This window comes from Ruegeria sp. BG7, from assembly GCF_056535685.1.
In genome coordinates this window covers 492,632-510,478 of sequence record NZ_JBQFIU010000002.1, presented here as the reverse complement: position 1 = coordinate 510,478, position 17,847 = coordinate 492,632, and the positions used below count along the sequence as shown (strand labels likewise).

The window sequence follows — 17,847 nt, the reverse complement described above, 5'->3', positions numbered from 1 at the left end:
TTTTATTAAAGTGTTTCTGTTAAATCGATTCGGCTTCCATTACAATACGTGCCACTCTGCTGCGCTGTTCTCTTTGGCTTTTGGAATGGGTTGCAATGCGTCCTTTGTCTGCTTTTCGCTGTGTTCGATCGCGATTTGGTCGAACTCTGCCAAAAACGCTTGGAACACGTTTCTGAGCCCATCTGCATCCTTGGGCAGATCCGCGCTGTTCGCAATCTCACGCCACATGTCCGATGCGCTCAGGGGTGAGCCAACCGCGACCTCTGGCAATTCCCCAAGCACTGCAATATTCGCGTCCACCTGATCCGGCAAGGCAGCTTCAATCAGCCCGCTGGTTTCGGGCTCCGGTTCATAATCGTCGGCATTGTTTCCGGGTTGCGCTGCCATCAAAGCAGCAATAGACGAAACCGAGACTTCAATCCCACGATCTTCAGGTTCTTCGACGTCTCGGATGTGATCCACCGCAGCGTCCTCATCCAACGTTTCGTGTTGCAAGGTTGTGTTCAACGAAGCCAGAACATTCTCAGAATTATCTTCCTCGTCAGCCGCAGCGCTGACGTCTTCGATGTCGGTGCTCTCGTCAAGAAGATTGTCAGTTTCATCGTCGAAATCGGTACCGCCCGACAAGTCGAATTCATCGACGGTGTCATCCAACCCGGCTACACTGGTCAGTTCCAGCGGATCATTCGATGTGTCCTTAAAAAAGGCACGTAGATCATCGCTTGTATCTGGTTCTTCCAGCGTCGGCGGCTCGGGTTCCGAGACCATTTCGGCCCGCAAACGCTCGGCCTCTTCCGCGTTGATACGCACGCGTTCGGCTTCGTCCGTGCGTCGTTCCACTCTGGCGGGGCGAACGGGAAAGCTTGTGACGACCGCAGCATCATCCTGTTCTGACTGAGCTACCGAGTCCACTGGGTTGACCAACCGCAACGGTGCGGCTTCTGACTGTACCTCTCCGTCCGATTTCCGCGCTGGCCGCACGGGTTGCACTTTCGGCGCATCCGGTTGACTCTTGTCGATCTGATACCGGGCCAGTTGGTCGGCGCGGTTTTCCATGATCTGCTCTGTGATCTCAAGGAAGCTGTCGATCATCTTTCCGCCGCCGCTACGCGACCACATTTCGGCGTCACCGGTTTTGTCGCGGGCGACGATCGCATCGCGAGCAGAAAACAGAATGGACCGATTGAACAAGTGGCCCGCTTCACGGTTCACGCGGCGCAGAACTTTTTGACGGTCTTTGATGTTCAGCGCATCCGCCCGTGTGATCAAAAGCAGCGAGTTGTGCTGTAGGCGTTCGGGCAAGGAAACCCAAGTCGCTCGCTCGGTCTCGCGCCAGGCTTGGGTCGCATGGGTGCACCACAAGACGCCATTTGCCTGGCCAACGGCGCGTTGCCAAACATCAGTTGAGATTTTTGGATCCGAGATACCGGGGGTGTCGATAAGGTCGACCGCCTCAAGAATGTCGGCTTCAAGAAACACACGTATGAATTGTGCATCGTTGACGCCAACGCTCTCAAGGTCGTCCAGCTCAATGACTTCAATGCTTCCATCGTGACGTTTGACGTAAGGAGCGCGATTGCCCCAGCTAAACCAGACCGGCGGCAATTGGGTCGCGGTGACCTGCGTCGGCAAGGTCTGCGTTCGCAGCAGAAAGTTCATCAACGTGGACTTGCCGGCGCTGAATTCGCCCATCAGGGCAAAAACCGGCTTGCGGCGGGACCAATGCTCGATACGTTCCCATGCCTTCGGCGAAACAAAGCGTGTTTGTGAATCTTTTGCCATTTTTCTACTTATGCCGCTTCGTTGCTTAGATCTTTTAGGATGTCACCCAGAATCTCATCTTTGGATTTCTGAGGCTGCAAACCCGCCATCGCCGCTGCAGTTTGGCCTGCATTTTTGTCAGCCGATGCCGAAATGCTCAGCAGTGTTTCTTTCTGCTCGCGCATGAAGTCCGTCAGAGTCGCGCGGACGTTTTCAAGCACCGCGGCAATCTGGTTTTCTTCAATGTCCTTGGTGATTGAGTTGGCTTCGGACGCGATCAGACGTGTGTAGTCTGCAGCATAAGCCTCGAACCCTTTGCGTCTTTGCCACCATCGACGCCACCAGGTGCTTTGCAAGTCCAGCGCGATGGTCCGGCCAATGCCCAGCGGAGGTGGAACACGGGGTACGATGGGTGCTTCGATGCTGAATTCACCCAGATGATTGCCCAGAATCTTGTGATACAACGCTTCGACATCCGCAGCTGCGGTGGCATATAGCGCCCCGGCGTCTTTGCGCATCGCGCGGGCAAAGCTGAAATAGGCTGCCTTTTGCAGCGTCCGCAATCCCGCAGGGTCGTATTGCCACGTACCTTGTTCGCCGTTTTTCTCAAGATGGGCGATCAAAGAGTCTGTTGCGCGTTTGACAAAGCTGGATTCAGCCGAGTTCAAACGTTCCAGCACTTTGTCGCGCAGGGCATTTGTCAGTTCTGCCGCTTTCTTTTCATATTCCGCCGACACGGTGTTGATTGCGTCTTCTGGTGACACGCCGTCCAGGTCTCTGGTAACACCTTCACCTTCGGACAGGTTTTTCGCCACTGCTGTGGCTCGGATTTGGCTTGCGATATTGCGTGCACGGTGACGCACGCGGTCCATCAGCCGTGTTCCTGCGCCTTCGGCTATACGCTCATTGATAGCCAAAAGCAGATCGGGCAGGCCGGACAGGGCCCAAATCTTGTCCAACGATGCAGCTTGATCACCGAAACCTGCGGCCAAATAGAATGTGTTCAGGGCTTCGCGCGACTCTTCGGTCAGAATGTCCGGGTTTCCGGTCAAGGCTGCCTCGGCCCACAAAGCACTGCCAAACACGACGCTTGTATTGGTGTCGATATTGTTTTGCTTCAGTGTATCCTGAATGCGATCGCGGATTTCTGGAACTTGGTTGACGGGATCAGAAAGCTCGTCAATCCGGTTGACGAACAGAACAATCTGTCGATTTTCGAACTGCGCAATAATGCGCATCAGAGCCATATCCATTGTGGTCAGCGCCTGGCTTGCAGCCAGGACGACTACACAAACCTCAGACCCGCGCAGACTGCGCAGCGTAATCTGTTCGCGCACCATGAATGTATCGTTGACACCCGGTGTGTCACACAGCTTCAGCGCGATGGGATATTGCGGAATATCCATGTAAAGCTCAGCCGATTTTGTGACGTCGGCAAATCGACCGGTTTTCGGATCAATATCCGGATCATCTTCGTCGCCCAGGCACACATAGCGTTGGATCAGTTCTTCGTCGAAGTGATCGTACTGATGGCTCTGACCCAGGATCAGGTCAAAATGCTTGCCAAGGCGTTCTTCTGATTTGGCTTTCATCTCGCCAATCTGACGGCGGATGTCATCCATTTCGTCATCTGCGCCAGCCCGGTTCGCCAGTTCGCCTAAACGACCGCCGCCGACCATCAGGTTGTCCCATTCCTCCTGCTCAAAGAATGTGAACTTGGCTTTGGTGTCGCCCGGCGGGCGTGTGTTGATGTTCAGGGTCGTGACCACAGATGTCCACGGGTTGACGTCCGACGGCAGCAGGGCAGGGCGCCCGGCCAGAATATTCACGATGGATGACTTGCCTGCTTTGACCTGTCCCACCATTGTGATGCTGGCGGTGAAATTTTCCATCCGCGTCTTGAGGGTCGCCAGACGTGCCGAGGAGCGCGCATCAGCCACCTCAGTCAGTTGATCGATCTGCGCCGTCAGCGACGTCATGGCAGAGGTCATCGGTGCCAGTGCTTCGTTGCCGACAGACAAAAGGTGATCGTTGCGCGCCATGCTTAACCTCCGGTTCCCGTAGCAGCAATCTGGGGTTCATGCGACACGCGCCCCGCAGGGATGCTTGTCAGAGTGTCGATGCGCGCGATCAAATCCAGGGCATTGCCCAGAATCTCGGCCTCGGCACGCGGGGAAATGGTTTCGTAAGCTTTGGAATCCGCCAAGACTTCGATCGAGCTGAACCGGTCACCGTTCTCAAGGCACGCGACACGACGTCCAGTGGGAAACCCATGTGACTTCGCGACAGGTAATGGCATTCTGGCATTCGCCAAAAGATAATGTTCACCCGAGTGGGTGCGCAGCGAAATGCCAAAGCCAGTATTGGGATGATCTCGGTTCAGTGTCTTGAGCTCGCCAAGAAAGCTCTCGCGAGCAAAGAAGACAGCGTCTTGCTCGGCGGCAACGGTAGGGTTTAGATCGGTCACAGCAGAAAACCTTGTACTGGAGTTGAGCAGAAAACTCGTACCGATGCCAAAGTGGCGAAAAAGACTCATTAACTCCTTTCAACCAAAAAGACCCTTCAAGGCGGTCTTATTTTGACGCGAATAAGATTTTTTGGCGGTTGAAATGTGGCGGCTTCATGGCGAGCCTCGCAAAAGAATACCTCAACCCATACGAGCATAGCAATTTTCTTCTCTTACCGTGCCTGCTGTCGGCAACTATGTAGAGCCTTTGAGTATGTTGTGTGGTGCGTAGATTGCTAAATCATTGACTAGTATACATTAATTTGGATGGAATGCTGTTCAGGAACTGTGTTGAGAGTTATTTGTCAGCCTCGCAAGAATGAATTGCGCCTCACCGCTGAAACCAAAGTAGGAAACACTCTCTTTGATCGCTCAACGTAAACGCGTCAGCGAGGATGGCGAAAAACTGCGGCTTTCGAATGGATCCCGCGAAGAATAAGCATGGAAGAAACGGCTCAAGGCGACCAGAAATTTCCGTGAACTTAGTTCATGTCGCTTTGTGGGGTTTCAAATCGACCTTGTTTACTTGTGCTCCAAGTCAGAGCGACAGGCATGGTACAATCTAGGCAACAAAGTTCACATTTAGCCCAATTTACCTCTCGCACTCGGACGCAAGCTTTGTTATCAGCGCCCCAGTCTGGCGCTACGGCGCTTGGTTGCGGGTGTGGCGAAATTGGTAGACGCACCAGATTTAGGTTCTGGCGCCGCAAGGCGTGGGGGTTCAAGTCCCTCCACCCGCACCAAAGAATTGAATAAATTTAATACATATTAGATACTTAGTTGAAACCAGTTGTTGTCGGCCCCACTAACAGGCCAACCTTAGTCTCGCCGTAGTCTGCGGATTGTCGGTAAAATCAGCAATGAGCCCTGGAGTGAGCTGCTCACAAGTCTTCGAGAACTCCATCAGGGTGTAACGGTAGTTGTTTGCACTTCACCGAATGGTGAAATTTGGATTAGTCACTAACTATTACTCTGGAATGGCGCATGTTGCCGCCTGCCAACGGATGTACGAGGCGCCAAAGCGGATATTAGGAAATACCAGGTTTAAGTCCTGCGTTATGGACATTCGCGGCGACCTGCTTGAACGTCTCCTTTGCGGACCAAACTGCCGTCCATCGCTTGCTCTTTTATGCTGCAAACGAGGGATGACCAAATTGCGTATTGAAGAACCTCAAGAAGTTGCCGAACTGGTTAACACTGAGGAGATCCCAGCAGCCTCAAGGTGTCGTGACTTAGCATGCGGAAACCTAAGCCACGATTTCAGACGATTCGGCCAGCGCGACACGCGCGGTTCCAGCTTCGCCTGCCTTGTCATCCCGCAGTGGTAGTGACAAGGTTCACGGCGGTACCTTCGGTGTAAGACGGCTCAGATCGCAATTAACTTGCGGGTGTGAGCGGTTGCCACAACATCAAGAGTCACTAACCATCAATAAGACGAGGGAAGATCCCAAATGCAACCTGCACTTTTTCTTCACATCCAGAAGACTGCCGGAACATCGGTTCAGGAGATGGCGCGCGCCGTGTACGGGAACGACGCGGTCTGTAGTCATGGCGACTTCCTGACAATCGGGCGTGCCGGCTGCGAGGCTTACGATTTTGTTTCCGGCCATTTTGGTGTCGCCTTCGCCAAGCCGCTTCTGGAAGGCAGGTATACCTTTACGTTTCTACGCGACCCAGTTTCGCGGATTGTGTCACTTTATTCATTCTTGTCAAAGCAGGATGCCGATAAAAGCAAGCTTGCGGAAGTTGCGAAACGCCATGATCTGAAGGGTTTCGTTACGCGGGCGAAGGAGCCCGAATTTGCACCGCATATCTGGAACCACCAAGTCTGGCAGCTTTATCACGGCTGGGTCTCGTACGACATGGGACAGGACAAGGACGGAAAGTACATTACCAATTTCATCGATCAAGACGAAGACAGCCTGCTTGAGGGTGCGCGGGCCAATCTCGCCCTGTTCGATTATGTCGGATTCGCCGATAGTTTCGACAGCGATATCCGAAAGATCTTCAGGGACCTAGGTGCAGGCGAGATCGAGGTGCCGCATTCGAACGCCTCGTCTTCGACCGCAATGGTTCTGGACGGGGAAACGCGGGCGGCAATCGAAGAGATGACGGCATTGGACCGGCAGCTTTATGAGGGCGCTCGGGCGGTTAAGGCCTACGGTTGATTGGTGGCTCGAGGTTTCCTGCTCACTGCCCGCGAGGCCATTGAGGACAGCCGCAAACCATTCAATTCAATGGCACGAAACGTGACTTCCACAATCGCCATGAGGCAGATCATGACTGTCAAACTTGTCACAAGGAATGCGGGAGAACCGAGTCGAGACACGAAGAAATCGTGGATCATGTAAATCTGGTCGCGGAAATAGAACAGGAAGACTGGATGACAAAGATAGATACTGAAACTGCGATCGCCGAGATATCTCATTAGGCCGTTCGAAAGAAGCCAGCTGGGACGCAGATATTGCCAAGCGGTTAAAATCGCGAAAATGATGCCAAACACCAACAGGTCTGGCCGCACGATCCGCCAATCGGGAACAAAACGAAGGGCTTCGGAAACCCATAGCAGTATCGCGATCGAGATACCCGCAAAGATTGAGACGGTTCGGTGAGCAATTGTCTCTAGTTGGGTGTGCCAGTTGATAAAGAAGAACGTGACCATTCCAAGCGCAAAAAACCAAAGGTTTGACTGGAAGGAGAAATAAGCCCAAGGGGGAGAACGCCCAGTATCAAGATCGATGTTTCCAATAATGATTCGGGATACGAGGCTAACGGCCAATGCCACGATAAGTAGCAATATTGCCCGGTTAGTTCCTGTCAAGGCGATCAGCAGAAATGGAAAAACTGCATAGAATAGCATCTCAACCCCAACCGTCCATCCAGCCCAAACCATCGACGCGTGCGGAACCAACCCGAAGGTGAAAGTAATGTTGGCAAAGATTTGCCAGTCGGGTGAGATAATGCGACCAGCGCTCAGATACTGCCTTAGCAATTCCGAAGCCAGAACCGCATAGAACAGTGGGGCGATCCGGAAAAAGCGTTTGATCGCATACTGAACCAGCCAATTCGGTTGCCCGATCCGCCGAACATTGGTGTAGGAAAGAGAGAACGCGCTAAGAACGAAGAAGAGAAACACACCGTGTCCGAAATGGGTTGTTACAAACCAGAGCCAGTCGGGCACGTCGATCTTGATTTGCCGGTTTATGTGAAACAGTACAACCGAAACGGCTGCCAAACCCCTTAGCCCCAGAAGCGCCGGCATTGTGCCGCCTGCCGCTGGGTTAGAAGGTGTGGGGCGGTCGTCGCCAAGCGTGTTAAAGAGGTTTATTTTTGGCAATCGACTCAAGATCTTTCTCTCTGACGGGGTCCGTGCACTAACAACCAAGAAGGCCTTGTCTAGTCAAGTTGGTTAATTGGGCAAATCGCGCGGTTGGGTACTTGGGTCGTGGCACCCATCAGGGCCAGCGGTCGCATACACCGCGCGAACAGGCCGGACACAAGACCGCTTCTGACAAATGCCAATCACCCCAAAAGTTCTTGCTTTTCAGGAGCCATCCATACGGGACAAAGCTGACGCCGACGACTTTCAAGCCTTTAGTAGCCTGCAGCCAAACACCGGCATTGGTTATTTTCGCAGTGGTTGGCTGTCGGAAGGCTACTGGGCTATAGGCATGAAAGCTGAACAAACGAACTGGGTATCCTTACAACTAGGGTTTGCAGTACATGTGCGCGACGAGACAAAGTGTTCAGTAGGGCGATGAGTATCTTGCTTGCATCAACTTCCTTGCATCCTCGACTATCACGTGATCCAAAGCCGTAATTTCTTTAATGAGCGCCAATGATTTGCTATCAACTTCATTCTCAACTGGTGGGGATGCGTTGCTATAGGGCACAGTAATATTTGGTGCACCCAGATCAGAAAAAACTGCCTGGATGTTATTTTCAAAACTTTCAACAAAACCGATGTGATTGAACTCTTTAAGGTTTTGTCGGGCTCCCTCCAGAAGATTGTCGGGATTTATTACTCTTGGATCTTTGACAATATGGTTTCCTGGATCCTAAAGCATTTCACAACTAGGCCATCCAGAATGAAGTTCCCAAGTTTGCGTATTCCACAGTCGCTGAGCAAACTCTAGATCATCAACATAATTCAAGAATTCCTTGATGTCGTGATTTCTGGCTATAGAAACGAGCTTGTTGCTCTCATCCTGTTGTCTCAAGAGAAACCGGTCCATTGAAATGATCCTGTCCACAGGGTCTCTTAGGAATGTAAAGCTGTATCTCTCCCTCATCAAAGGACGTGCAAATTGAATGCCGAAGTGGCCCGAGACGAAATTGAACTTTGCACACCCGGCATGGCCTAACGTCAAGTAATCACCATGACTACAGACATGATCATTTCCATAGTGAAGCCGCGCTATTTCCTGCACCGAAGTGCCTGACTCGCATATTGGTCCAACTTTTAGTCCCACTTCTATATCTTGTATTTAACAGAGTACTTCGGAACAAACTGGAAAGTTAAATATATATTTTTACAATGTTTTATCCCTTTTATTAAACACGCCGGAACAGCAAAGAACGTATCGGAAAAGGAATTCAAGTCCCTCCACCCGCACCATATTTAACATAATCTTGATTATACCGTTGAGTTCGTGAATTCGATCCTAATTGTTCTGAGGTCTTCGCCACGGGATTCCAACCGCGGCTCACAATCCAGACCTCACCCTTGTAAGCCGAAGCAAATCGGTAAAACGTCGTGCTACCAGTGGCTTGTCTTGGACAACGGCTCCGATGCGAAGACTAAGAGGTTTCGCACCAACCTAGGGAAATTCCTATATTCTTCGACTTTGTCGATTGCGCGATTTTAATACCAGCATTCAATCCAATGCGTGGCGGCACCTAAGTGCAAGGTTTCGCGTAACAAATCGAAAGGAGACCAAGCTTCATGGAAGCTTTTAATGTGTTATTGGTTATTGCCTTTGTATTGGGCTCAATTTTCATACTGATGAACCAAGCCAAAAAAGCCAGGGAAATCTACGGCTTCAACATGGTTTTTAATTGGACATTTGTTTTGGTTGTCCTCAGCCTTGGAACATTGTTGTTTGGCGCTTTGATGAGCAACCCGAACTCCGAAACTTATGATCCTACAAATGCATTGGTTCTGAAGATTGCTACTGTTGCGCTGGTTGCCGGGGCTGGCTTTATCAACGTTCGGCGATCAACTGTAGGCTTTGGAATTTGGTTCACATTTTTACAGTATGTCGCCGCGATTGGTATCATTGTACCGATATTCGTCATCTTTAGCCAAATCCGCTCAAAAGGCGTGTTGTCAAACATGACGCGCTAAATGCAGCCCTGCCCTGCCAAAACAGTGCAGCGCCAGGATTTTGGAACTTGCATACCGATAGTTCCCGGTTTCTAGGGCACTGCTTCAGGCAGTAGCATCAAGGAGCAACATAGTGGACAGCTATAGGAACAGGAGCCTGTGCCAAGTGTTTGGCGTTCGGACAAAAATCGGTTTCGCCGTACTCTTTTCATTCATTTTTTTGGCGGCCTGCAAGCCCAAAGAAATCTCGTTGCGCCATATTGGTTCGGTGAAAAGCAGCAGCTCTTTATTTGGTATGAGCCTCGAGAATTGCGCTGTGCGATTTGAGCTGGAAAACGGCAATTCAGAAATCATTCACCACCTGGGCTTTGAGGTCACTGTAATGGACCCTCTGGCGGCACAGGAACCTAAGTACGATATATTCAGGGATAAATGGACAGGTGGTCCGCGTAACGCCTACTCAAGATCCGACCATGTGCGCTATGTCGACCTGCCCAGCGGGAAAAGCACCTTGTTTGTGGAGTTCCCGAAACAAGCTTGCGAAGCCTCATTCGAGGTTCACTTAACGGACATAAGCTGTCGCATCGGCGAAGAAGACTGTGCAGAAGCCGTTGTTTATGAGAACTGAGACTTTGGATTTAAGAACGCTTGGACAAGCGAGGATAACTATGAAGATCGTTAGGTTTATGGCCATCCCATCTGTGGCTCTAGTGCTTGCCGGGTGTTGGGGAGACCGAGACAAGTCTGCATTTGTTGATTTTTGCCTAAAAATGGGGGCAAGCTCGAAGGGGTATTGTACATGTCAATACGAACTGGCCAAAACCGATCTTGATGAGGAAGTTTTTGCCATTGTCATGGCTGGTGCAAAAGGAGACCAGGTCGAAGCCGAAAGGCTTCGAAAAGAGGCTGGATTTGAAGGGTTTCTCGATATGGCGGCCTTATCTATGATTTTGCTGAACTTTGAAAGCAAGACAAAGAAACAGTGCGGCAGTTGACATTCTGCCAGCCTTTGAAAAATTTACGTAGTTTTGCAATCTTCGCCTTTTGTCAGCGGGTACAGCAAATCGAAGCGCCACTTGGCTGCGCATTGTTATCATTTTGCGCGAACGTGTGTGTGCAACTTCGGCGATTTCCCTTTGATCTAAATAACTTGACGGACTGATCATTTCGACGCCAAGATAAACGGCATTGGTGAGTGGTATTTGTTAAGTGCGAAATGAAAAGAATTACTTATATCGACAAAGAAAGAACAAGTAATCTTCTTGAGTTTTCTGAAAAGCTGTCAAATGCAGCAACCGTTGATCTTGCTTGGTCACACTATTCCGACACTTTGTCTCAACTCGGAGTAAAGAGCGCAGTTTATGGCTTTTTCCCAAAGACTGTTGGCCGTTCGATTGCTTCCGAGGTTGTCGCGATGTCGTCTCATGTTGAAGAGTTCAACAAGCTGTACCTTGACGAGGGCTACATTGATCACGACCCATTTGCTCAATATGCGTTGACCGAAGATTACCGACCGATCTCGTGGCGAGACCCCCGCGCAAAAAAGTACCAGACTGAAAAATCGGATTTCTTTCTGAATTCTATGAAAGAGTTTGGAATGGCCTACGGAATTACTGTTCCCGTTCGGGATGCATCGAACTGGAAACTGGGCGGGACAGGCGTGTGTTTTGACGCTGAAAACGACAAAGAAGGGGACAAGATTGTTGCGCGCGCAACGCCGCTGATTGAAAGCATCGCCATGCTGTTTCATTCCCGAGTGCAAGAGGGCGATATGATGCGGCAGTTTTTTCCGCTCTCTTCCCGCGAAAAAGAGTGTTTGCTGTGGGTTGCCGCTGGTCTGACCAACAAGGAAATCGCTTTCAAGCTGTCCGTTGCGGACAAAACAATCGAACTGCACATAAAGAATGCGGCTAAACGCTTGAATGCGCGCAACAGAGCGCATGCAGTGTCGCGCGCGTTAATCTATGGTGTCATCGAGCCGTAAGTTGAAACTAAGAACCTCGCTTCCTTTGGGCATCCCGAACAAGTGCCGCGAGACGATAGAACCCATGCGCCATTTTGGTGTATGGTGTCAGCAGGAAGAACGCCAGAACCGAACCCAGATGGATCGCGAGCAGCTGGGGCATTAGAGTCGTTGAGCCAAGGGCGTATAGAACCAATCCGCTAAATCCTACGAAGCCAAGCAGCAGGATGAAGGCGATATCGCCGCCCCATGCCGACGGGTCGCCAAGATTTCGGTCAGATTTTCGCTTGAGAAGCACCATTGCGCCACACCCGAGTGTCAGAAGAATCCCACCGGAAATCCCGAACAACTTGGGCAAAGACCAGAAACTGTAGGGTGCGTGCAGACCAAAGCCGTAATGCATGATCGTCGCCACCGAGGTCGACGCGAAGCACAGCAGGAACCCATACATAATGGCGTGGTGAATGTGCCGTCGGCCCTGGCTGAACCGGTCTTCATCCTCGAAATTGCAGCCCTCACCATGGCCTGCGGCCAAATCCTGCATCTTGCCTGCGCGTTTGAAAGCAGTTGTCAGGTCAGAGATTTGAATCGGTTTGCCGTCAACCTCGGCCCAATAGCGCCTGAGGCTGATGGCTATGCTGAACAGAGGCAGCAGGAAAGCGGGCGCAAAGATAGCGACCATCGCATTATGGGACAGGACAGCGTAAAACCCCTCGCCTCCGCTGGACCCGATGGCGCGGATAGCCCAAAACACCAGGGCAAATCCAATCACAAGCGCCAAGGCGATAACTCCGCCTTGCGTATGGAACCGGCGCGCCAGCGGCTGCGGCCATGCAAAGCTTTCCCAACTGTCCCTCCGCACCTCGGCCAAGGCTTTGGGCAGGTTCAGGTCGAACTCGTGTGGGGCTGTGTACTGGCAGGCATAGTAGCAACCGCGGCAATTGTGGCAAAGGTTGGCAAGTTGGGTAATGTTCCCGTCCGAGAAAACGCGTTCCGCGTGGAGTGACGGGAAGACCGAACAATACCCTTCGCAATACCGGCAAGCATTACAAATCTCGGCCTGTCTGCGGGCTTCCTGTATCAATTCAGTTTGCATAAGTGGCGGCCTCACGTCCTGCGATGCGTCCGAAAACGGTTCCGATGGTCATCCCAAACCCTGCCAGATACCCCTGCCCCAAAATCGACCCGGCCATGGTTTCCCCAGCGGCCCAAAGGTTCTTGATTTTGCCGTTCGGGGTCGAACACTGCGCTGTATCGTCTACTTTCAGCCCGAGATAGGTGAAGGTCACGCCAGTTCGCAGTGAGTAGCCATAAAACGGAGGCTCTGTGATCGGGCGCGCCCAGTTGGTCTTGGGTGGGGTCAAGCCCGAGGTCGCGACGCCGTCCAATTCGGTTGGATGGAAGCCGCTGGTATCGCCGCAGGCTGCGTTGAACTCGGCAACGGTTGCCGTCAGCTTATCTGCCGGAAGGCTCATCTTCGCGGCTAATTCTTCTAACGTGTCCGCCTTCAGCGGCGGAAAAACGGACGGCATGAATAAGTTCAGCGATTTTGCGTCAATGATAACGAAGCCAACCTGGTCCGGTTGCGCCGCCACCAGACGACCCCAGATCGCGTACCGCTTGGGCCAAACATCCTCACCTTCATCATAAAACCGTTCGGCGTTCTTATTCACAACGATGGAAAACGGAACGCAGTCCAGACGGGTCACGATACCCCCGTCGAATTTCGGCGCGCGCCCATCAATGGCAACGGCGTGGCACTGTGTGGGGTCCCCGACACTTTCAACACCTTGATCCAGAAGATCGGCCAAAACAACGCCTCGGTTATATGGGGTCCCTCTGATCAGGAAGTTCTTCGCGGGCTCTCCCCATGCGCGGGTCAGCCAATCGGTGTCGGCCTGGAATCCACCTGAGGCAACGATGACAGCCTTTGGAGTGATGCGATGAGACTGGCCTTCATAGGTATAGTCCACCCATTCGATCTGATCGCCATTCAGCTCTAAATGCGTCACAGCGGCCTCATACAGCGCATCGACGCCCAGACCCGCCACTGTCCTGTAATACGCATTCACCAAAGACTTGCCGCCGCCCATGAAAAACGCGTTTGTCCGCGCAAGCGAGAGTGTTCCTGACAAAGACGGTTGAAAGCGAACCCCCCTCTCCTCCATCCACGGCAGGCATTCCTCTGACGTTCGTATGGCCAGCCGGGCCAGATGTTCGTCGGTTTTCCCATAAGTGACCTTGAGCAGGTCCGAAAGGTATTCGTCCTCGCTGTAGGCGTCGACCAAAGGGCCCAAAGGCCCATGATGCATACAACGAAAATTACGCGTGTGGCGCGAGTTCCCCCCGCGATAAGGTTTTGGAGCCGTCTCAAGGATCAGAACACGGGCACCGGCCTCGGCCGCCGTCATTGCCGCACACAGAGCCGCGTTTCCTCCGCCAATCACGGCAATATCGTAAGCTTCGGTTTGGGTTGCCATGATCTATCTGCCTACTGATTTTCGTCGATTGAACGGTCGCGTTCCTGCAACGCACGAATCCGCATTCGCTGTGCAGCCTGAATATGTGCGCGCATTTCGGTTTCAGCCGAAGCACCATCACGGGCTTTCAGTGCGGCCATGATGCGCCGATGCTCGGTCACCGCTGCCGCTGCTCTCTCGCTGTCCAACAATTGCGAAGGCCCCAGGATCAGAAGCGCCTTTTGTAAAGACAACATTGACTTGGCCAAAAACCGATTCTTGGCGGCATCCAGAAGCGTGGCGTGAAAAACCCTGTTGATCTGAGCTGCGTCAGGACCCGTGCCCGCCTCGGCAAGCCGGTCATTCAATATGTCCATCTCATCCAGCTCTATGTCCGACGCCGCACGGGCCGCCAGTCGTGCCGCAGTGCCCTCCAGCACCGCGCGCATTTCGTACAATTCCATCACTTCGGCATAGTCCAGACTGCGCACAGTCGCGCCCTGTCGTGGGACATGCGTGACCAATCCGTCCGCCTCTAACTGTCGGATCGCCTCGCGCACGGGGGTTCGGCTGACACCCAGACGCTCGGACAGTTCAATCTCGCGCAGGCGGTCGCCGGGCAAAAGCGCTCCATCGCGAATCTCTTCCAGCAGACGTTGGTACGTGGAATTGCCTTGTGGACCGGGCTGTAAGGCGGCGTCCTGGATCGTCATCACGAGCTCTCTTGCTTCTTTGCGTGCACTTGTATACACTTGGATACATAGCGTGTCAACGACGTCGGAACCTGAATCTTGCGTATCCTGTCAAACCAACCTTCTCTCATGACCAAGCGGGCCGTGACGTTCGGCCTTGCGGTTTTGGGCACGGGATTGTTCTGGATGTTGAACCTACCCCTGCCCTTTTTGTTTGGCCCGATGAGTGCGTGTCTCATTGCAGCTCTGGCGCATGCCCCCATGGAAGGGTTTGGGCAGATTTCGGTGGCCGCAAGAACGATACTGGGTGTTGCGGTTGGGGCGTCAATTACACCCGCCTTGTTTGCACAACTGCCCAAAATGGCTTCATCGATACTACTGGTCCCATTCTTTATCTTGCTAATCGCGTTGGTTGGTGTTCCGTTTTTTCGCAAGTTTTGGGGGTTTGACGCGAAAACCGCGTTCTACGCGGCGATGCCTGGCGGGCTTCAGGACATGATCATCTTCGGCACCGAAGCTGGCGCCAACCCTCGTACGCTGTCGCTGATCCACGGAACGCGTGTCCTGATCATTGTAACCCTCGCCCCAATAATATTGACGGTGTTCTACGATGCAGATCTGACCAACCCGATCGGGCAACCCGCGCGTGACCTTCCGGTGCATGAACTAATACTCATGGTGGTCGCAGCGCTGGTCGGCTGGAAAGGTGGTGAGCGGATTGGCCTGTTCGGCGCATCGATCTTGGGGCCCATGATTTTGACGGCGGCGTTATCCTTGGGTGATTTCATTCATACCCGGCCACCACGAGAAGCCATATTAGCCGCGCAGTTCTTCATTGGCTGTGCAATCGGAGTTAAATTTGTTGGGGTCACATGGACCGAACTACGCCGTGTTGTGGCGGCGGGCGTAACTTACGTGTTCGTTCTTGCCATTCTGGCGGCAGCGTTCACAGCAATAGTCACTACGCTGGGGCTGGGGCACCCTGTCGAAGCCTTTCTGGCTTTCGCTCCGGGCGGTCAGGCCGAAATGACTGTTCTGGCAATCGTGTCAGGTGCCGATCTGGGCTTTGTTATTACCCACCACCTTACGCGGATCGTATTGGTCATCATAGGGGCACCCATTGCCGCCAATCTCATTTTGAAATGGACAAAACCCGGAGCATGACTCAGCGCAACACCCTTGAACCTTAGAATTGCGCGACTCAGGTCACTTCATTCGGTACGCCGACCTCATTACGGCACAGGGCTACTTAGCGTAAATTTCGTACAATGGCTGAAAGGTGCTGTTTTTACCCTCGCGCGTGCGGTTTCTTGCTCAAAAAAACATGTGCAAACTTGGCAAGGCTGAACTAGTTTTTTAAATGCGCGATGCTTGCTGGATTGATGGGGATCGAAAACAGTGAAATCTGAACACCGCCTATCCGCACCTCCGCGCCATGAACTGCGCAATGTGCGGAATCAAGGCGTCGCGTTTCTGGGGCTGGCGTTTCTGTTCAGCATCTTCGTTAATTTGCTGATGCTGACAGGCCCGTTGTTCATGCTACAGGTTTATGACCGGGTTTTGGGCTCGCGAGCGGTCGAGACTTTGACTGCGCTTTTCTTGCTGGTTGCCATGCTTTACGCGCTTATGGCGATGCTCGATTTTGCGCGCGGCCGTATCGTCGCGCGGTTTGGTGCGCGGTTCCAATCGCAACTGGACGAGCGTGTGTTCGAAGCGACGATGCGTCGGTCCCTTGTTCCGCAGGTGCGTTCTGCCCCGGCGACGGCACTACGCGATCTGGAGTCCATTCGAAATCTATGCTCGTCGCCCGTGCTTTTGGCCGTTATGGATATTCCGTGGACGCCAGTCTTTTTGGGTGCGATCTTCCTGTTTCATCCACTGCTTGGATGGCTGGCCGTCGGCAGCGGTGTCTTGCTTGTTGTAATCGCGTTGCTCAATCAGGCGATGACCAGCCGAAAAGTGGCCGAGGCCCAATCTGCAACTGCGCGGGCCAACGCTTTTTCTGAACATGCCAGGCAAGCAGCCGAGGTTGTGCGTTCGCAAGGAATGCAAGCAGACGTCACAAAACGATGGTTGAGCCAGCGTTCAGACGCCCTGCGTCAGTCAATTTCTGCTAGCGACTGGACTGGAAGTTTTACGTCTCTTACCAAATCACTACGGCTGTTTCTCCAATCAGCCATGTTGGCTTTGGGCGCCTGGTTGGTGCTGCAGAACGAAATGACCCCAGGCGCGATGATTGCGGGTTCGATCCTTCTGGGGCGTGCCCTGGCCCCTGTTGAGCAGGCCGTTGGTCAGTGGGGGGCTGTCGAGCGTGCCCGAACAGCGTGGGTCTCATTGAACCAATTCCTTGATCATACCCCACCGGAAGAAGAACGCATTCGACTGCCGGTGCCAAAAGCGCAGCTTGAGGCCAAATCTCTGACTGTCATCCCACCGGGCGCTTCAACGCCGACATTGCGGAATGTGAACCTGAAGCTCGAGCCCGGCAAAGCCCTGGGCGTCATTGGGAAAAGCGGGTCGGGAAAGACGACATTGGCCAAGGCATTATTGGGTCTTTGGCAACCTGCCGCAGGTGAAATCCGGTTGGGCGGTGCCACATTGGATCAATATGACCCCAACGATCTAGGCAGCCACATAGGGTATTTGCCGCAGCAGGTGACCCTGTTTAACGGAACAGTTGCTGAAAACATTGCACGTATGTCGGAAAACCCGGATTCCGACGCAGTTGTGGCAGCGGCGAAGAAAGCCAACGCACATGAACTGATCCTGTCGCTGGAGAAAGGGTACGGCACCTTCCTGGAGGGCAATGACAGCCAATTATCTGGCGGTCAGAAACAACGGATCGCTCTGGCGCGCGCACTTTACGGAAACCCCGTTCTTCTCATTCTGGATGAGCCGAACTCGGCCTTGGATGCAGATGGGACCGATGCGCTGAACGCGGCGGTACGGGGTCTTAAGGCTGCGGGCAAGTCGACAATCATCATGACGCATCGGCCACAAGCCATTTCTGAATGCGATGATCTGGCGGTTGTTGAAAAAGGGCAGGTGGTCAAGTCGGGCAGCCGAGATGAAGTCCTGAGCGCGATGGTGCAGAACGCTGGCGCAATCAAACGCAAGCTCAGCCCCGTAGGTGAATGATG

General features: G+C 52.9%; 14 protein-coding genes and 1 tRNA gene. 8 read left to right on the top strand and 7 right to left on the bottom strand.

What is annotated here, in order from left to right; genetic code table 11:
- Nucleotides 1-39 precede the first annotated feature (39 nt).
- From ACR3EH_RS20150 to ACR3EH_RS20140, 3 genes are read right to left on the bottom strand one after another with little or no spacing between them, the layout of a single operon-like run.
- Nucleotides 40-1,782, bottom strand: coding sequence for a dynamin family protein (locus ACR3EH_RS20150; protein WP_171675981.1), 1,743 nt, complete (start codon nt 1,780-1,782; stop codon nt 40-42).
- Nucleotides 1,783-1,790: 8 nt separating this feature from the next.
- Nucleotides 1,791-3,803, bottom strand: coding sequence for a dynamin family protein (locus ACR3EH_RS20145; RefSeq protein WP_171094730.1), 2,013 nt, complete (start codon nt 3,801-3,803; stop codon nt 1,791-1,793).
- A gap of 2 nt (nt 3,804-3,805) precedes the next feature.
- Nucleotides 3,806-4,228 carry a hypothetical protein gene (locus ACR3EH_RS20140; protein WP_171185511.1) on the bottom strand — a complete coding sequence of 141 codons (423 nt, stop codon included), beginning with the start codon at nt 4,226-4,228 and terminating at the stop codon, nt 3,806-3,808.
- Nucleotides 4,229-4,925: 697 nt separating this feature from the next.
- Between ACR3EH_RS20140 and ACR3EH_RS20135 the strand changes: the two genes are divergently transcribed.
- Together ACR3EH_RS20135 and ACR3EH_RS20130 are read left to right on the top strand one after the other, a co-directional pair.
- Nucleotides 4,926-5,010: transfer RNA gene (locus tag ACR3EH_RS20135), tRNA-Leu, on the top strand.
- A gap of 708 nt (nt 5,011-5,718) precedes the next feature.
- Nucleotides 5,719-6,435 carry a sulfotransferase family 2 domain-containing protein gene (locus tag ACR3EH_RS20130; protein WP_171185513.1) on the top strand — a complete coding sequence of 239 codons (717 nt, stop codon included), beginning with the start codon at nt 5,719-5,721 and terminating at the stop codon, nt 6,433-6,435.
- On the opposite strand, the gene ACR3EH_RS20125 is transcribed toward ACR3EH_RS20130, so the two are convergent.
- The gene (locus tag ACR3EH_RS20125; protein WP_171675983.1) at nt 6,426-7,613 is read right to left on the bottom strand and encodes an acyltransferase family protein; all 1,188 of its coding nucleotides are present in this window, start codon (nt 7,611-7,613) and stop codon (nt 6,426-6,428) included. The two genes, ACR3EH_RS20130 and ACR3EH_RS20125, sit on opposite strands and share 10 nt — an antisense overlap.
- Before the next feature lie 1,599 nt (nt 7,614-9,212).
- Between ACR3EH_RS20125 and ACR3EH_RS20120 the strand changes: the two genes are divergently transcribed.
- The 4 genes from ACR3EH_RS20120 (at nt 9,213) to ACR3EH_RS20105 (ending at nt 11,577) form a co-directional block, all read left to right on the top strand.
- On the top strand, nt 9,213-9,614 hold the full coding sequence (locus ACR3EH_RS20120; RefSeq protein WP_171094725.1) for a hypothetical protein: 402 nt from the start codon (nt 9,213-9,215) through the stop codon (nt 9,612-9,614).
- Between the two features lie 112 nt (nt 9,615-9,726).
- On the top strand, nt 9,727-10,221 hold the full coding sequence (locus ACR3EH_RS20115) for a hypothetical protein (RefSeq protein ID WP_171675987.1): 495 nt from the start codon (nt 9,727-9,729) through the stop codon (nt 10,219-10,221).
- A 40-nt stretch (nt 10,222-10,261) separates the two neighbouring features.
- Nucleotides 10,262-10,588, top strand: a complete 327-nt coding sequence (locus tag ACR3EH_RS20110) for a hypothetical protein (RefSeq protein WP_171185519.1) — start codon at nt 10,262-10,264, stop codon at nt 10,586-10,588.
- A gap of 221 nt (nt 10,589-10,809) precedes the next feature.
- Complete coding sequence (locus tag ACR3EH_RS20105; protein ID WP_171185521.1) at nt 10,810-11,577, top strand: helix-turn-helix transcriptional regulator; 768 nt, start codon at nt 10,810-10,812, stop codon at nt 11,575-11,577.
- A gap of 7 nt (nt 11,578-11,584) precedes the next feature.
- On the opposite strand, the gene tcuB is transcribed toward ACR3EH_RS20105, so the two are convergent.
- From tcuB to ACR3EH_RS20090, 3 genes are read right to left on the bottom strand one after another with little or no spacing between them, the layout of a single operon-like run.
- Nucleotides 11,585-12,652: a tricarballylate utilization 4Fe-4S protein TcuB gene (tcuB, locus tag ACR3EH_RS20100; RefSeq protein WP_171185522.1), complete on the bottom strand. Its 1,068-nt coding sequence runs from the start codon at nt 12,650-12,652 to the stop codon at nt 11,585-11,587.
- Nucleotides 12,642-14,036: an FAD-dependent tricarballylate dehydrogenase TcuA gene (tcuA, locus tag ACR3EH_RS20095; RefSeq protein ID WP_171675991.1), complete on the bottom strand. Its 1,395-nt coding sequence runs from the start codon at nt 14,034-14,036 to the stop codon at nt 12,642-12,644. Before tcuA ends, tcuB begins: the two co-directional genes overlap by 11 nt.
- A gap of 11 nt (nt 14,037-14,047) precedes the next feature.
- Entirely contained in the window at nt 14,048-14,728 is a 681-nt protein-coding gene (locus tag ACR3EH_RS20090) for a GntR family transcriptional regulator (protein ID WP_171675993.1), read from the bottom strand.
- Between the two features lie 108 nt (nt 14,729-14,836).
- Between ACR3EH_RS20090 and ACR3EH_RS20085 the strand changes: the two genes are divergently transcribed.
- Together ACR3EH_RS20085 and ACR3EH_RS20080 are read left to right on the top strand one after the other, a co-directional pair.
- Entirely contained in the window at nt 14,837-15,871 is a 1,035-nt protein-coding gene (locus ACR3EH_RS20085) for an AbrB family transcriptional regulator (RefSeq protein WP_171185725.1), read from the top strand.
- 234 nt (nt 15,872-16,105) lie between these two features.
- Entirely contained in the window at nt 16,106-17,845 is a 1,740-nt protein-coding gene (locus ACR3EH_RS20080) for a type I secretion system permease/ATPase (protein ID WP_171185528.1), read from the top strand.
- The last annotated feature ends 2 nt before the right edge of the window (nt 17,846-17,847 follow it).

Coding starts and splice junctions, on each gene's coding strand:
- ACR3EH_RS20145 (WP_171094730.1), bottom strand. CDS start 3,803: ATGGCGCGCAACGATCACCTTTTGTCTGTCGGCAACGAAGCACTGGCA.
- ACR3EH_RS20085 (WP_171185725.1), top strand. CDS start 14,837: ATGACCAAGCGGGCCGTGACGTTCGGCCTTGCGGTTTTGGGCACGGGA.
- ACR3EH_RS20130 (WP_171185513.1), top strand. CDS start 5,719: ATGCAACCTGCACTTTTTCTTCACATCCAGAAGACTGCCGGAACATCG.
- ACR3EH_RS20105 (WP_171185521.1), top strand. CDS start 10,810: ATGAAAAGAATTACTTATATCGACAAAGAAAGAACAAGTAATCTTCTT.
- tcuB (WP_171185522.1), bottom strand. CDS start 12,652: ATGCAAACTGAATTGATACAGGAAGCCCGCAGACAGGCCGAGATTTGT.
- tcuA (WP_171675991.1), bottom strand. CDS start 14,036: ATGGCAACCCAAACCGAAGCTTACGATATTGCCGTGATTGGCGGAGGA.
- ACR3EH_RS20090 (WP_171675993.1), bottom strand. CDS start 14,728: ATGACGATCCAGGACGCCGCCTTACAGCCCGGTCCACAAGGCAATTCC.
- ACR3EH_RS20150 (WP_171675981.1), bottom strand. CDS start 1,782: ATGGCAAAAGATTCACAAACACGCTTTGTTTCGCCGAAGGCATGGGAA.
- ACR3EH_RS20110 (WP_171185519.1), top strand. CDS start 10,262: ATGAAGATCGTTAGGTTTATGGCCATCCCATCTGTGGCTCTAGTGCTT.
- ACR3EH_RS20120 (WP_171094725.1), top strand. CDS start 9,213: ATGGAAGCTTTTAATGTGTTATTGGTTATTGCCTTTGTATTGGGCTCA.